At 46.4% G+C, this 15298-nt stretch carries 13 protein-coding genes; 11 read left to right on the plus strand and 2 right to left on the minus strand.

The annotated features are described in order from the left end of the window. Positions 1 to 58: 58 nt before the first annotated feature. The 11 genes from C0638_RS09810 (at position 59) to C0638_RS09860 (ending at position 13668) form a co-directional block, all read left to right on the plus strand. Complete coding sequence (locus C0638_RS09810; protein ID WP_058711279.1) at positions 59 to 1003, plus strand: cation diffusion facilitator family transporter; 945 nt, start codon at positions 59 to 61, stop codon at positions 1001 to 1003. Between the two features lie 113 nt (positions 1004 to 1116). After that, the gene (locus tag C0638_RS09815; RefSeq protein WP_058711280.1) at positions 1117 to 2130 is read left to right on the plus strand and encodes an LCP family protein; all 1014 of its coding nucleotides are present in this window, start codon (positions 1117 to 1119) and stop codon (positions 2128 to 2130) included. A 150-nt stretch (positions 2131 to 2280) separates the two neighbouring features. Beyond that, entirely contained in the window at positions 2281 to 3426 is a 1146-nt protein-coding gene (locus C0638_RS09820; protein WP_016822839.1) for an AI-2E family transporter, read from the plus strand. A gap of 138 nt (positions 3427 to 3564) precedes the next feature. Next, entirely contained in the window at positions 3565 to 4584 is a 1020-nt protein-coding gene (locus tag C0638_RS09825) for an LLM class flavin-dependent oxidoreductase (RefSeq protein WP_016324835.1), read from the plus strand. A 226-nt stretch (positions 4585 to 4810) separates the two neighbouring features. Continuing rightward, the gene (locus tag C0638_RS09830) at positions 4811 to 5704 is read left to right on the plus strand and encodes an ABC transporter ATP-binding protein (protein ID WP_058711281.1); all 894 of its coding nucleotides are present in this window, start codon (positions 4811 to 4813) and stop codon (positions 5702 to 5704) included. Between the two features lie 116 nt (positions 5705 to 5820). Beyond that, on the plus strand, positions 5821 to 6297 hold the full coding sequence (locus C0638_RS09835; protein WP_058711282.1) for a glutathione peroxidase: 477 nt from the start codon (positions 5821 to 5823) through the stop codon (positions 6295 to 6297). 392 nt (positions 6298 to 6689) lie between these two features. After that, complete coding sequence (locus tag C0638_RS09840; RefSeq protein ID WP_013373482.1) at positions 6690 to 8051, plus strand: FAD-dependent oxidoreductase; 1362 nt, start codon at positions 6690 to 6692, stop codon at positions 8049 to 8051. A gap of 386 nt (positions 8052 to 8437) precedes the next feature. Next, positions 8438 to 9283: a formate/nitrite transporter family protein gene (locus C0638_RS09845; protein WP_013373481.1), complete on the plus strand. Its 846-nt coding sequence runs from the start codon at positions 8438 to 8440 to the stop codon at positions 9281 to 9283. 356 nt (positions 9284 to 9639) lie between these two features. Continuing rightward, positions 9640 to 11772, plus strand: a complete 2133-nt coding sequence (locus C0638_RS09850) for a molybdopterin-containing oxidoreductase family protein (protein WP_058711284.1) — start codon at positions 9640 to 9642, stop codon at positions 11770 to 11772. Positions 11773 to 11818: 46 nt separating this feature from the next. Beyond that, positions 11819 to 13048 carry an MFS transporter gene (locus C0638_RS09855; RefSeq protein ID WP_040102685.1) on the plus strand — a complete coding sequence of 410 codons (1230 nt, stop codon included), beginning with the start codon at positions 11819 to 11821 and terminating at the stop codon, positions 13046 to 13048. 125 nt (positions 13049 to 13173) lie between these two features. After that, positions 13174 to 13668 carry a GNAT family N-acetyltransferase gene (locus tag C0638_RS09860; protein WP_025677558.1) on the plus strand — a complete coding sequence of 165 codons (495 nt, stop codon included), beginning with the start codon at positions 13174 to 13176 and terminating at the stop codon, positions 13666 to 13668. A gap of 105 nt (positions 13669 to 13773) precedes the next feature. Here C0638_RS09860 and C0638_RS09865 read toward each other — a convergent pair whose 3' ends face one another. Continuing rightward, positions 13774 to 14322, minus strand: coding sequence for a GNAT family N-acetyltransferase (locus C0638_RS09865; RefSeq protein ID WP_013373475.1), 549 nt, complete (start codon positions 14320 to 14322; stop codon positions 13774 to 13776). 84 nt (positions 14323 to 14406) lie between these two features. Then, positions 14407 to 15132: a hypothetical protein gene (locus C0638_RS09870; protein ID WP_058711285.1), complete on the minus strand. Its 726-nt coding sequence runs from the start codon at positions 15130 to 15132 to the stop codon at positions 14407 to 14409. Positions 15133 to 15298 lie beyond the last annotated feature (166 nt).

The following is a 15298-nucleotide window of genomic DNA, read 5'->3' on the forward strand; positions in this document are numbered from 1 at the left end:
AGATAACCGAATAGCGGGTAGGGCATTTTTAAAAGATAATTTGGAGGGGTTATACATCATGCAGGAACAGGATATGGGCAAGCGTGCCATGGTCTCAGCATGGATCAGCCTGATTAGCAACATCCTCTTAACCGGCATCAAAATCATCGCAGGGCTCATGTTCAACAGTAAGGTGCTGGTGGCCGATGGTGTGCATAACGCCGGGGACGTGATTGCTTCTGCAACCGCACTGGGAGCGATGAGAATATCCAACCAGCCTCCGGATGAGGATCATCCTTATGGTCATGGCAAGGCAGAAGTCATTGGTGCTAGTGTGGTGGCGGTCATATTGTTCGGGGCAGGTATATTTATCGGCTATCATTCCATTGCTGCGCTGTTTGAGCCGATGCCACAGGAGCATATACTGGCCTTAGTGGCAGCCATTATTTCCTTGCTCTGGAAACAGTGGCTGTATATCTACACAATTCGTATTGGCAGAGCGGCCAATAGTCAGGGTCTCATTGCGACGGCAAAAGATCACCTCGCTGACGTGTATGCCTCTGGAGCCGCTGTATTAGGCATCGGATTAGGGCTGATCGGGGAACACTGGGATATTCCGATTTTATCTTACGGGGACCCCATTGCGGGGTTTGTAGTGGCGTTGCTGGTTCTGAAATTGGCGTGGGAAATGGGCCGCGAATCCATAGATGTGCTTATGGAGAAGGCCATTGCAACAGAGGAAATCGAAAGCTACGCAGCAGCCGCACTGAGTGTAGCCGAGGTTCAGCGTATTGACCGTATCCGTGCCCGTGAGCACGGTCATTATATTATTGTAGATATCCGAGCTTCAGTGGATGCCTCTTTGACGATTCAGCAGGGACACGATATTATCCGGCTGATCAAGAGGGCCGTCATGAAGCGGGAGCCACGGGTTTATGAGGTGCTTGTCCATTTGAATCCGTGGTATGCAGACGACCTCCATGCTGTAAAATCAACACAAAAAGAGCCTGAAGATAAGGTGTAACCGATACGAATAACGCCCCTCGAACAAACGCCACGAATTGACAGATAACTTGCCGGAAGGGTATGCTTTTAAAAGCCGAACGATGATGAATAAAAGCGAGGTTACCCGAAAATATGCGAAAATTTTTAAAATGGCTAGGTATTTCTATGACTGCTGCAGTCCTTTTAGTGGGCGGATATTATGCTTATTCTATATATCATTTTACGAATCAAATTTCGGTTGCTTCTGGCCAGGACTCGAAATTTAAACCGCAAACCCAAACATCAACCAATGTACAACCTGTAGAGGTATCACTCCCACCGGAATGGGATGGAACAGAGAGAGTGAATATTCTGCTGCTTGGCGGCGATTCTCGTGGAGAAGATTCAGGGCGCTCTGACTCGGTTATGGTTGCTTCTGTTGATCCGGTTACGAAAAAGGCTACCCTGATGTCGATTCTTCGTGATACGTACGTCAAGATCCCGGGTCATGGGCAAAGTCGATTGAATGCAGCCTTTTCCTACGGTGGGCCTGATTTGACCAGACAGACTGTGAGCGACCTTCTGGGCATACCAATTCAATATTATGTATATACTGATTTTAATGGTTTCATTGCGTTGGTTGATTCTGTAGGTGGTATTGACCTGGATGTCGAAAAAGATATGCATTATACGTCCAAGGCAGACAAACACCAGTTTGATATTGACTTGAAAAAGGGAATGCAGCACATGGACGGCAAAACAGCCTTGCAATATGTACGTTTCCGTCATGATGCGACTTCCGATTTTACACGTACGGAGCGACAGCGCAAATTCATTACCGAACTGGGCAGTAAAATACAATCGACATCGTCGCTCATTAAACTGCCAAGTATTTTAAATAGCATATCTCCTTATATTGAAACGAATCTGAGTACAACGGAAATGCTGCAGTTGGCTTCATTGGGTTTTAATATCGATGCTAAAACAGTAGCGAAGCAGCAAATCCCGCCAAACGAACTGGTGCGCGGGGAAACCATCAAGGGTGCGCAGGTGTTGGGTGTGGACGAGCGGAAGCTCAAGCGATTCATACAGAATCTTTTTGAACAAGAAAACAAACCTGTGACTACGACGGTGGAGGCTGCCACCACGACAAATGATACTCCATAACCCTTCAAAGCAAGCGAAGTTCGTACAATAACGTACAACTTTGTTTGCTTTTGTGTTTATTTGGGTATAACCTTGTATATTTTGTTGCAAAAATATATCGTAATTATGAAGAACGTATACTCATCTGTCTAAAGAGAAGGGGAATGTCATGTGGAAATAACTCCGGCATGGAAAGACCGGTTTAAGAAGTTTTTTCTGAACAATAAGTTTGTGTTATTCCTGTTGGTATTGTTGCTGATCGGCTTGAATATCTTAGTGCTTACCAAAATTTCATACATATTTACGCCTGTCATCGTGTTGCTGAAAACGATCATTCTCCCGGTCATTTTGTCCGGTGTATTGTACTATCTGCTCAATCCGTTGGTAGATGTACTGGAGCGGAATAAGGTAAAGCGGGTATACTCCATTGTTGTCCTGTTTTTGCTCATTATAGGGATTATCGCTATTGTGGTTACATCGGTGGTACCTGTGATCCGTGATCAGATACAGGGCCTTATCCAAAATGTTCCTGCCTATACCGAGCAAGTCAAACAACAGTTTGAGCGACTGATTGGCAGTAACTTTGTCAACCAATTCCAGAACACCATTCAAATAGATCCATCTGAACTGGCCTCCAAAGCTTCTGAAAAGTTATCTGGCTTTATCAATAATGCATGGACGGGTGTGGGAAGCTTTTTGGGTGTGATTACGGAAACTGTGCTTGCGATCGCTACGGTTCCGTTCATTCTGTTCTATTTGCTGAAAGATGGACACAAGCTGCCGCAGTGGATTCTAAAAATGCTTCCACCTATGTTTCGTAAAGAGACAGATCGTATCATGACCGAAATGAATCATCAGGTCAGCTCGTATATTCGTGGACAGATTATTGTCAGCTTCTGTATTGGAGTGCTGCTGTATATTGGTTATCTGATTATTGGATTGGACTACTCTTTGACACTTGCGGTCATTGCGTCCTTTACGAGCGTGGTTCCCTACTTAGGTCCTGTAATTGCCATTACACCCGCGTTAATCGTAGCTATAGTTACCTCACCGATCATGCTGCTCAAAATGGTTATCGTATGGACAGTCGTCCAGCTTATTGAGGGTAAATTTATTTCACCACAAATTATGGGTAAATCTCTTCGAGTACATCCGATCACGATTATCTTTGTTATTTTGACAGCAGGCAATTTGTTTGGTGTGGTAGGAATTGTACTGGCTGTTCCAGGTTATGCCGTCTTGAAAGTAATCGTGACCCATCTGTTTAGTTTCTTTCAAAAGCGTTCACATCTTTATGAAGCAGATAAAGTAAAGTAAAAAGCAAGTCTCTATAAAAAGTAAACATGGCTAAATATGTGCGGTAAATCTGCTATTTTGCCCCTCTTGGTTAACTGTGGCTTTACGTGCTATAATTAATGCCTATTCGTATTCCAAAATAGAAAGGTCAGACTTTTTATGATAAAACTCAGCATTCTTGACCAATCTCCGGTATCGGAAGGCATGACGCATGCACAGGCATTACAAAAGACTGCTGAGCTTGCTATAGAGGCGGAACGCCTGGGTTATCATCGCTTCTGGGTATCCGAGCATCATGCAGCCTCTAACCTTGCAGGCTCCAGCCCGGAGGTATTGATTTCACACCTGGCTGCCCGTACCTCTACCATTCGAGTGGGGTCGGGTGGTGTGATGCTGCCTCATTACAGCGCTTATAAAGTAGCGGAAAACTTCCGGGTACTGGAGGGATTGTATCCAGGACGCATTGATCTGGGTCTGGGGCGAGCACCTGGAGGAATGCCGATTGCTACCAGAGCTTTGCAGGAGGGGAAAATGCGGGGCGGTGTTGATCTGTACCCCGAGCAGCTAGATGATCTGCTAGCCTATTTGCACGATAGCACAGGCAACCAGCATCGCTTCGGTTCGCTACAGGCGATGCCGCTCGTAGAGACCGTGCCGGAAATGTGGCTGCTTGGCTCCAGCGGCGATAGCGCAGGTCTGGCCGCCGAGCGTGGCGTAGGCTTTGCGTTCGCGCAGTTTATTAATGGTGAAGGCGGCACAGGTGCTATGAAGGGATATCAGGAAAGCTTCCAGCCTTCTCAGCATAGTGAGCAACCGCGTTCGCTTGTTGCCGTATTTGCGATCTGCGCGGATACCGAGGAGGAGGCCAATCGTTTGGCATCCAGCATGGACTTGTCCCTGGTGCTTTTAGAACAGGGCACGCGTTCCGCAGGGACACCTTCTGTCGAAAAGGCGCTTGCGTATCCGTATACGCCATATGATCGGATGCGCATTCGTGAGAATCGCAAGCGTATGGTGGTCGGTTCACCCGAACAGGTGAAGCGTCAGCTTGAGCAATTATGCAAGAACTATAATGCACAGGAGATCATGGTTGCGAGCATCATTCACGACTTTGATGCCAAAATGAAATCAATACGCCTCATGGCTGAAGCATTTGGACTGTCCTCTGTACAGGCTTAATGCGAATGGCCAGAATTAAAAGATCACAGCTTTAGGGCTGTGATTTTTTTTGACTTTTGAGGAAATATTGAACGTTACGCATTGTAAATTAGAAGGAATATGCCAGTTAACACTTGATAATGATTATCAATATCTTTATTATATAAAGATAGAATGAAGTTTTGATGAATGTCGTGCGTTAAGCCCGTGACTATATATATTGGATTAGGGAAAGGGATGATTCCAAATGTTTCGTCTGAAAACGGCAAATCTGGATATTGCTTATGAAGATCGATTGATAGTAGAAGATCTGAACGTAGAAATACCGCAGGGAAAAATCACAGCATTGGTGGGGGCAAATGGCTCCGGTAAGTCAACCATTCTGAAAACGATGGCTCGCATCATGAATCCTAAAGGCGGTAGCGTTCTGCTGGATGGTAAATCCATTCATAAGCAATCCACCCGGGAGGTAGCGAAACAGTTGGCTATTTTGCCGCAGAATCCGACTGCGCCGGAAGGGTTGACCGTGACGGAACTGGTATCTTACGGACGTTTCCCCTATCAAAAAGGTTTTGGTTCCATGAAAGCGGAAGATCGCAAAATGGTAGAGTGGGCCATCCAAGTAACGGGAATGAGCGAATTTCACGATCGTCCGATTGATCAGCTTTCTGGTGGTCAGCGTCAGCGTGCCTGGATTGCTATGGCGCTTGCGCAAGATACGGATATATTGTTTTTGGATGAGCCGACTACATTTTTGGATATGGCGCATCAACTGGAAGTGCTGCATCTGTTAGAGTATCTGAATACTTCGGCAGAACGCACCATTGTTATGGTCGTGCATGACTTGAACCATGCAGCCCGGTATGCTCAGCATATGATTGCGATCAAAAAAGGGAAAGCGAAGGCGGTAGGAGCCCCGACTGAGGTTATGACCCCCGATGTGCTGCGTGAGGTGTTCGGGATCGAGGCGGATATTGTTACTGATCCTCGTACAGGGGTACCACTCTGTCTTCCGTATGCTTTGGCTGGTCAGCCTGCGGTAAGCCAAGTAGTAAAGGGAATGAATGTAGAAGAGAAGCAAACGGTGGGTTCTGTTGCCGAGCGGCGTGATGCTAGACCACAAGTAGCAGCAAGAGGTTAGAGCGCCATCAAGTGGCAGCATCAGCGGTAAAGGGTCTGTGGATATTGGCATGTCCGTCACGTTTTGGGTAAAATAGGTTAAGAACCTAAACCAAGCGACATGAAGGAGGATGCTGTATGTCTGTCTATTCATATAATGCCGTAACACCAGCCAATCAGGAGGTTTCTCTGGAAACTTTCACAGGTAAAGTGCTGGTTATTGCGAATACCGCCAGTAAGTGCGGACTTACCCCGCAATATGGGGATTTGCAGAAGCTTTATGACGAATATAAGGATCGAGGACTCGTTGTTTTAGGCTTCCCTTGCAACCAATTTGGCGGTCAGGAGCCGGGCAGCAGCGAGGAAGCGGCTGAATTTTGTCAATTGAATTACGGGGTTAATTTCCCGGTATTCGCCAAAGTGGATGTGAACGGACCGGATACAGCAGCTCTGTTTGAATATTTGAAGAAGCAGCAGCCTGGAGAACAGGAAGATGGTACAATTCAGTGGAATTTTACTAAATTCATTGTGAATCGTGAAGGTGTGCCTGTGGGGCGTTTTGAGCCTAAGGAGTCACCGGAAGCGATGAAAGCTGCCATTGAGCAGTTGTTATAATAGCTACGTGTAATTCCAAAGTATATGTATAAACAAGGTCTGATTTCTGCCTGTCTCAGGGGAAACAGACCTTTTTTTATTCTCTAAATGAGCATATACCTAAGAATTGACGCATCGTGTGGAAAGTCTGTTCCAAGGGCATAATCAGGGGGTAGACAGGGAAAACTGAATGGAGCAAAAAAAGATTTCAGCAAACGGCTGATCTCAGACATCCTTACCTTTTTAAATGTGGACAAACTGTGAATATCATAAAAAGCTATTGTAATGTGAAAAATATCACACTATAATAAGTGCATGAAGTGAAATAAATCACAAGAAGTAACGAGTTGCCTAAGTGAAAGTATTCACAATTATTATACATTTTATGCCCACACACCAAGGAGGAATTCAACATGAAAGTAGCAGTTATCGGATGTACACACGCAGGTACAGCAGCCATAGTCAACACAGCTAAATGTTATCCAGATGCCGAAATTACGGTTTATGAGCGTAATGACAATATTTCATTTTTATCTTGTGGTATTGCACTGTACGTAGGTGGTGTCGTCAAAGATCCGCACGGATTGTTTTATTCGTCCCCAGATCAACTGGCTGATATGGGTGTAGTGACCAAGATGCTTCATGAGGTAACGAGTGTGGATACAGCCGGCAAAACGCTGCATGCACGTAATCTCCAAACAGGTGAGGAATTTACGGACACATTTGATAAATTGATTGTGACTACTGGATCGTGGCCAATTATTCCGAAGCTGGAAGGCATTGAACTTGATCATATTTTGCTCTGCAAGAACTATAATCATTCGAATGAAATCATTGAGAAAGCCCAGCACGTACAGAACATTACAGTCGTCGGAGCTGGATACATTGGTGTTGAACTGGTAGAAGCTTTTCAAATGAACGGTAAGAACGTAACGCTGATCGACAGTGCTGATCGTATATTGAATAAGTATTTAGACCATGAGTTTACAGACCGGATTGAGAATTCCCTGAGAGAACATGGCATTAAGCTGGTACTTGGCGAGACAGTAAGTCGTTTTGAGGGGACTAACGGTAAAGTAAGTAAGGTCGTGACCTCTAAAGGAGAGTATGAAACAGAGCTTGTTATACTCTGTATCGGTTTCCGACCTCAAACGGATCTGCTCAAAGGTCAGGTAGATATGTTGCCTAACGGTGCGATCATTGTGGACAATTATATGCAAAGTAGCTGCCCGGATGTGTTTGCAGCAGGCGACAGTTGTGCAATTCGTTATAATCCGACTGGCAAAACAGCTTATATCCCATTGGCGACGAATGCGGTTCGAATGGGGACGCTGGTGGCACGCAATCTGGTACAGCCGACCATTGCCTACATGGGAACACAAGGAACCTCGGGTATCAAAATTTACGAAGATAATATTGCGGGAACAGGAATGACAGAAGCCGCAGCAACCGACGAGGGGATGACTGTAGAAGCTGTAACCATTGAGGACAGCTATCGTCCTGAGTTTATGCCAACCTCTGAAAAGGTATTGCTGAAGGTTGTATATGAGCAGGAGACACGGAGAATTGTTGGGGCGCAAATTATGTCGAAGGTCGATTTGACGCAATCCATTAACACGCTGTCTGTAGCCATTCAAAATCATATGACCATTGACCAGTTGGCTTTTGTCGATTTCTTCTTCCAGCCGCACTATAACAAGCCTTGGAATTTCCTAAACGCGGCAGGTTTGCAAGCATTGCCTACAATATCCGAACGGAACCCAGTTACTGTATAATTCGATTTGTCTGTGACATTGTTCATAAGTTTGTCAACAATCTGAAGCGTACGGATGAATCCTTATAGTACAATATAGAGAGCATAAGGATTAGGGGGAGACTTTATAATGGATTTGTTTTATATCCTTTTTCTTGTAGTTGTTGCAGCCGTCGGTCTGGGCGGAGTTCTTTGGTTCTTGAGAGCTGTTGAAAAGGAAGAATACAATTAAATGTAAAGCGCGTAGTAGCGCAGTAGATGTAATAAAATAGAAAAACAGTCCTTTATCCAAGGGCTGTTTTTTTTACACTTTAGAAAGTGATTTTTTTCACAAACAAAATCACTGATTTTAAATAAAATATAAAAGAAGAATATTTTGTTTAAAAGATATTAAAGGAGCGGGGGCAGATGGCAAGCTATAAACCGGGGCAAATTGCCGAAAAGACGGTGGAAACAGGAGTGGCCAAGGCGAACAACCCGTGGACTGTGGCGGTAGTATTGGGATTTTTGGCAGGTGCATTTATTGCACTCGGGTTTTTGCTGGATATACGCGTTATTGCAAGTGCACCTAAAGAATGGGGAAGCATTGCTACCTTTATTGGAGCTGCGGTGTTCCCTGTAGGTCTGGTGTTAGTTTTGATCGCTGGTGGGGAATTGCTGACCGGCAATATGATGGCAGTGCCTTTGGCGAGATGGGCAGGACGAATTAAGACAGGAGCCATGCTTCGTAATTTGGCGATTATTACGCTCAGTAATTTTGCAGGTGCATTATTTGTTGCATTTTTCTTCGGGCATGTTCTGGGCTTGACCGAAACGGGTCCTTACCTGGATAAAGTGGTGGATATGGCAGGGCATAAGCTGCATGAAAGCTTTTTGCAGTCTTTTATATCAGGTATAGGATGTAACTGGCTCGTAGCACTGGCTGTATGGATGGCTTATAGCACAGACTCCATCGGCGGCAAAATTATGGGAATTTGGTTCCCGACCATGGCCTTTGTTGCTATTGGATTTCAGCACGTTGTAGCCAATATGTTTCTCATTCCGGCGGCTATTTTTGCAGGTCATTTTTCGTGGGCAGAGTATGTTATGAATTTCATTCCGGTCTGGTTGGGGAATTTGGTAGGAGGCAGTCTGTTTGTGGCTGGAGCCTACTGGCTGGCCTATCTGAAAAAAACTCAAACCAACACACATTCCGTGAATGAATCTCAAATTACTCCTTCCGTTGCATCCAATCCGTTGAGTGATCATGCATAATCACGTTACTTTATGAAGCAATGAACAAAGCAAATCCGCCATGACAGGCCCGGGGGAACGAAACCTGTCATGGCGGATTTTTTTGGGAGTGGTCCATGATTTGGCATGGAGGATGAGTGTGCTCTCGTCCATAATGCCTTGATCTCTTTTACCCTGGGTATGTAATGATGAAACAGAATGATAAAAAAATAATTATGATTTTTAAAATCCGTTTTGCTCTATACAGCAGGCGGATTTTTATATATTTTGGAGAGATGCTGTGTGGTAAAATCCTTCTCTTGCCATAGGCCAAAGCTGTAGATATGATAAGAACAGTGTAATTTTTGGAAACGGTAACGGAAAGGAGCATTAACACCATGGATCACCGCAATAGTGCGCCTCTTGAGGCCACACTTCAACACAACTTACACGGAGGACAGCGGATGACGGAGCAGCAGAACGGTATTTTTCCGGCCGTATGCCCGTTGGATTGCCCGGATACGTGTGGGCTCCTGCTTCACAAGGAAAATGGAAAGATAGTCAAGGTGACTGGTAATCCGGATCATCCCATTACCAAAGGGGCTATATGCAACAAAGTCCGGAATATGACCGAGCGAGTATATGATCCGGATCGGGTGCTTTATCCGTTGAAGCGTGTAGGCGCCAAAGGGGAAGGGAAGTTTGAACGAATTAGCTGGGAAGAGGCGGTCGATACCATTACAGGTCGGTTCAAGGAGCTGATACGTACGGATGGACCGGAATCCATTCTCCCCTACAGCTTTTATGGCAATATGGGTGTATTGAGTGTGGATGGAATGGATCGTCGCTTTTTCAATGCGCTGGGTTCAAGCCAACTGGATCAGACGATTTGCAGTGTGGCTGGGAATGAAGGCTGGGCATCCGTTATGGGATTTAAGGGCGGCACAAGCCCGGAGGACACAGAGGATGCAGAGCTCATTATTGTATGGGGCGGAAACGTCATCAGCACCAACATGCATCAGGTCGTATTGGCTGAGAAAGCACGTAAAAAAGGTGCTAAGGTGGTCGTTATTGATGTCCATCGCAACCGGACGGCACAATGGGCGGATTGGTTCATTCCCTTATATCCGGGAACGGATACGGCGCTTGCGCTGGGGGTTATGCATGTGCTGTTTGATCAGGGGCTGACAGACGACGAATTTTTACGTCGCTACACCGTAGGTCACGAGGAACTGAGCGAGCATGTTAAGACCTATACACCAGAACGGGTTTCGCAGATTACCGGCGTGCCGAAAGAGGATATTATCCGTTTGGCGGAAATGTACGGGAAGGCGCGAGCGGCCTATATTAATATCGGAAATGGGCTTCAGCATCATGATAATGGCGGTATGAACGTACGTGCAGTTACATGCTTGCCTGCACTCACTGGACAATGGTTGAAACACGGCGGGGGAGCGTCGCGCTCCAATGGTGCTTATGCCAAGATTAACAGCGCCCATCTGGAGCGTCCTGATCTGCGACAGAACCCGGATGCCCGGGTGATCAACATGAACCGGATTGGAGAGGCGCTGCTACAGAAGGAACAACCGATTAAGGCGTTATTTGTATATTGTAGTAACCCGGTAGTTGTAGCACCCGATTCGGAACGGGTGACGGAGGGATTTGAACGAGAGGATCTGTTTACGGTTGTTCATGACCTGTTCCTTACCGATACGGCCTGCTATGCAGATATTGTGCTGCCTGCTGCGTCTTCTTTTGAAGGAACAGACTTATACAAATCGTACTGGCACCACTATATCCAGATGCAGAAGCCTGTCATTGATCCGCTTGGGGAAAGCAAAAGCAATTATGAGCTATTTAGCCTGCTCGGACAGGCAATGGGCTTTGATGAAGCTGCCTTTACAGAAAGTGAAGAGGATATGATCGCAGGCGCGCTTGATAATCCAACGAACCCTTATCTCAATGGTGTAACCTTGGATGCCTTAAAAAAGTCGCCTTTTGTAAAGCTTGATATGACGCCAAAGGCTACTTATTTGGAGCGTCTAACTACGCCTTCAGGCAAGATTGAGTTGTATTCGGAAAAAATGAAACAAGCAGGTCTGCCCGCATTGCCCTCCTATGTACCGCTGATCGAAGGGTATGACGGAGAGCATCGGCCGCAAGCGGATGACCGTTTTCCATTGATGTTTGTTTCACCGCCAAACCATAATTTTTTGAATTCTACATTTGCTAATTTGCCCAAGCATCAGCGATTGGAGCGGGAGCCTTTGTTGCAAATTCACCCGGAGGATGCTCAGGCAAGAGACATCGCAGATGGTGATCCGGTTACCGTCTGGAATGACAGGGGAATGTATGAATTGAAAGCCAAGGTTACCGATCTGATGCTGCCCGGCACGGTGATTAGCCAAGGATTATGGTGGAAAGGCAAAGGACGCAGACAGCGTGCCAATGCGTTAACCTCTGACCGGCTGTCGGATATGGGGCAGGGGGCTACTTTTTTCTCAACGGTGGTGAATGTGAAGCGCCAATGAGAATATGCCTTTAATGGCGTCAGGTGCAAAAGGAGAAGCAAAATATATGAAATGGTTGGAGTCTTATCCGAAAGAAGTAAAAGTATTTCTCATTGCCAGCCTGATTAATTCCGCAGGAAGTTCCCTCATGTGGCCGCTCGTTAGCATGTATGTATTCGACGAACTAAACCGTAGTATGGGAGATGCGGGGATTGCGATTTTAGTGCAGTCTTTAGGCGGGATTTTTGGTCAAGTGCTGGGCGGAGCCCTTTATCATCGTATTGGAGCCAAGAAACTGATTGTCGGCTCACTGGCCATGAATGCGTTGGGACTTCTCTCGCTTCCATTTACCAGTGGTCATTGGGTAGCTTTTGTCATCATGATGGGCTTTATCGGCTTTTTTAATGTGGTATCTGTGCCTGCGATTCAGGCCTTTGTAGGTTTTCGTTTTGCTGACCGACGTGGAGAGCTGTTTAATATCATTTATGTCGCGAACAATATTGGGGTGGCACTCGGAACGGGACTGAGCGGCGTTCTGGCCGACCTTTCCTATCAGCTCAGCTTTGTCATGAACGGGGTGACTTCTGCGGTATTTGCCGGATTCTTCTGGTCGTATCTAAGCAGAGTAGATCGGGAAGAGGGGGAAGTTCAGCTCAGCAAGTCTGTGATGAAAAGAGAAGAAATACCAGCTCGGTTGCTGTTTCGTGATACCAGGCTGTATCTCTTTGTGGGGTTAGGCTCACTTTTTTTGTGGTTCGGTAATTCGATCTGGAATACGGGAGTCTCTCCCTATATTATTGAACAGGGCTTGCCTAAAACGATGTATGGGCTACTATGGACGTTGAATGGTATTCTTATTTTTGCCGCACAACCTATTATTTTCTGGATCAAACGGCTGTACGCTCATCACGCTTCGGCGCAAATGACATGGGCTGGAGGATTTTATTTGGCAGCTTATATTGTCATACTGGGCACACAGAACTATACTGGGATGATATTCGCTATGGTACTGGCGACTCTAGGAGAAATGCTGATCGCACCTGCGGTTCCAGCATTCCTGTCTGATCATGGAGGTCGGGGTGCACCTTTTTACATTGGACTTGTAGGGGGCATTGGCGCAGCCGGACGGGTGATGGGACCTTATATTATGGGGAAGTTATATGATGGCGGTGGGTTACCGCCCACACTTTGGCTGGCATTAGGCGTAGCCGTATTATCCATTCTGTTTTTCATTCTGCATAGCTGGTTGAACCGTTTTCGGCATGATTTGGATAATTTGGATACTACTCCTTCTTAGGTGGATGTTCCCAGTCCTTAAGTCCCGATAAAAGTTCAATAATGAGCTTTTATTATGGTACAATAGGTGACAGCTGGTTGCAGTTATTGCTTCAGGAAAGCCTTCACAGGAAGGATTGAAAGGAATTGTTTACAAGTCAACCTTTGACGATACGTCATTCGGAGATGAAGGATGCTCCTGATCTGATTGCGCTGGATGAACTGGTATGGAATGAACGCACGGCTCCTGCTTCGCTGTCATGGAAGTCGCGCGGAGAGTTTCTGCGCAACACGCCTCCAGGCTCTCAACTGGTCGCCATCGAACAGGAAGTGCTCTGCGGGTATATTGGATTTCGTCCTCCAACACTGTTGGCTAGTAATTGTCATGTACTCGAAATAAATATAGCTGTACGTCCAGACTATCATCGCAAAGGTATTGGGACGGCGCTCATGAACTCCATGAAGGAGATTGCAGCTGCGGAGGGCATACGCAAGTTAAGTTTGCGTGTACTCTCCTGTAACACGGAAGCCCTTATGTTTTATGAAAAGTGCGGTTTTGCAATTGAAGGGCGCCTGCATGACGAGTTTTATATCGCAGGCCAATTCGTGGATGATGTTCTAATGGCCTATTTCTTAAAATAGACCGGAGGCTCCAGACAGGCAGCAACATTCGGTTGTGATGTCCAGCTCATAACCAACAACGCCGCAGACCTGATCAGGCCTGCGGCGTTGTTGTGCAGTACTATGTTATCGAAGTTGCTTCCATTCATTCTGGAGCATACCATACACTGCGTGGTTCATATAGCCATCTGGCAGCAACTCTGCTTCGCGTACAATGCCTTCGAGCACAAAGCCCAGGCGTTCTGGAATACCGCGGCTGCGGCGGTTCGTCGTTGCACAACGGATTTCGACCCGATGCAAGTCCAACTCCATCAACGCATATTCGACGAATACGCGGCAGGCACTGGTCATGAGACCCTGTCCTTCGTAACCGTGCCCAAGCCAGTATCCGATGCTAACCGACCGGTGGGCCCAATTGATCTCATGGTAGCTGATGATGCCAGCGAGCTCGTTGTCTATCCAAATTCCAGCGGTCAGGCTACCGTTCTCTGCGGCTTGTTTCAAGGCGCCTTGCACGAACTGCTCTGTATGGCTGATTTCCGTGGTGGAGTCTACCCATGGAAGCCATTGACGCAGACGGTCACGGGACATTTCGATCAGCTCAAACAGAGGCTGCACATGCTCCTTGGTGAGCGGCCGAAGGACTGTGCGTTCGTCCAACGCATATGTAAACATGATTAATCCCCTCTTTCACTCGGAAAATCGCTAAACCAGCCAGTCTAGCATTTAATCCCATGCTACCTTATTCTGCGAGAGTCGTCAAAAGGGAGAGGAAGCTTCAAATTTTATAGGTCCCACCCGGAACCGCCCCTGCTCATATACATATTTCAGATCCAAATCCCCTACAAATTCGCTTGGCGATACGCTACCAGATACAGTGGCATGCAGTGGGAACTGTTCGGCGTCATACATTACAACAGAGCTAAAATCGAGATGCTTTGTAAATTGGGCTGGATCATCATAAAATACGGACGCTTTGGGGTCCATCGTGTGTGTAGTACCGTCAATCATAACAGCGATATGCACCTGGCGGTTGTGGTCACGTAGCTCCACGGAGCTATGTACTCGCTGAGATACAGCATTTGCTGCTGATTCAACTGCATATTCCTCCATTGTTTGTACGTTAACAATATGCAACTCCTGCAATTCCACACCCGTTCCCGAGGCACGTGTGAGAATTACAACGGCTTCACGGATCCCATCTTCGTTTACATCTCTGTAAAATAACTGTGGTGCGGTGGAAATATCCGCTGAGCCCGACCACTGGAATGTGCGGCGCTGCTGGCCGATTTCCAGTACGGCTGAATGAAAGAGTCCCTGGGACGGGCTCACGGCGTATAGGCGGACAGTTGAGTCTTCTGGTGCGCTAGCCAGCGCATGAGATAATGCAGTTTCGGTCACCATGCTTGAAGAAGGATGATCGGAAGTCATAACGGAAGAGGGCAGCAGCATAGACAGCAGGATGACGATCAACAGCTTAAACACGGGTGGGTCTCCTTTTCCGGTAAAATAAAAGATATATACACTATAACGAATTTATTTGCCGAAAATGTTAACTCTTTTTCATAACTTGCATCTTTTTTTGCTGAAGAGAGCGTCCCGATTTTCATTTTATTGAGTTATGCGGTGTGAAAGGGTATATTTAAGGGAA

The sequence above is a fragment of the Paenibacillus sp. lzh-N1 genome (genome assembly GCF_002872435.1).
Classification (GTDB): Bacteria; Bacillota; Bacilli; order Paenibacillales; family Paenibacillaceae; genus Paenibacillus; species Paenibacillus polymyxa_C.

Bases quoted from the DNA above. Each gene is read 5' to 3' on its own strand.
- C0638_RS09810 (WP_058711279.1), top strand. From the start codon at position 59: ATGCAGGAACAGGATATGGGCAAGCGTGCCATGGTCTCAGCATGGATC.
- C0638_RS09815 (WP_058711280.1), top strand. From the start codon at position 1,117: ATGCGAAAATTTTTAAAATGGCTAGGTATTTCTATGACTGCTGCAGTC.
- C0638_RS09825 (WP_016324835.1), top strand. From the start codon at position 3,565: ATGATAAAACTCAGCATTCTTGACCAATCTCCGGTATCGGAAGGCATG.
- C0638_RS09830 (WP_058711281.1), top strand. From the start codon at position 4,811: ATGTTTCGTCTGAAAACGGCAAATCTGGATATTGCTTATGAAGATCGA.
- C0638_RS09835 (WP_058711282.1), top strand. From the start codon at position 5,821: ATGTCTGTCTATTCATATAATGCCGTAACACCAGCCAATCAGGAGGTT.
- C0638_RS09840 (WP_013373482.1), top strand. From the start codon at position 6,690: ATGAAAGTAGCAGTTATCGGATGTACACACGCAGGTACAGCAGCCATA.
- C0638_RS09845 (WP_013373481.1), top strand. From the start codon at position 8,438: ATGGCAAGCTATAAACCGGGGCAAATTGCCGAAAAGACGGTGGAAACA.
- C0638_RS09850 (WP_058711284.1), top strand. From the start codon at position 9,640: ATGGATCACCGCAATAGTGCGCCTCTTGAGGCCACACTTCAACACAAC.
- C0638_RS09855 (WP_040102685.1), top strand. From the start codon at position 11,819: ATGAAATGGTTGGAGTCTTATCCGAAAGAAGTAAAAGTATTTCTCATT.
- C0638_RS09865 (WP_013373475.1), bottom strand. From the start codon at position 14,322: ATGTTTACATATGCGTTGGACGAACGCACAGTCCTTCGGCCGCTCACC.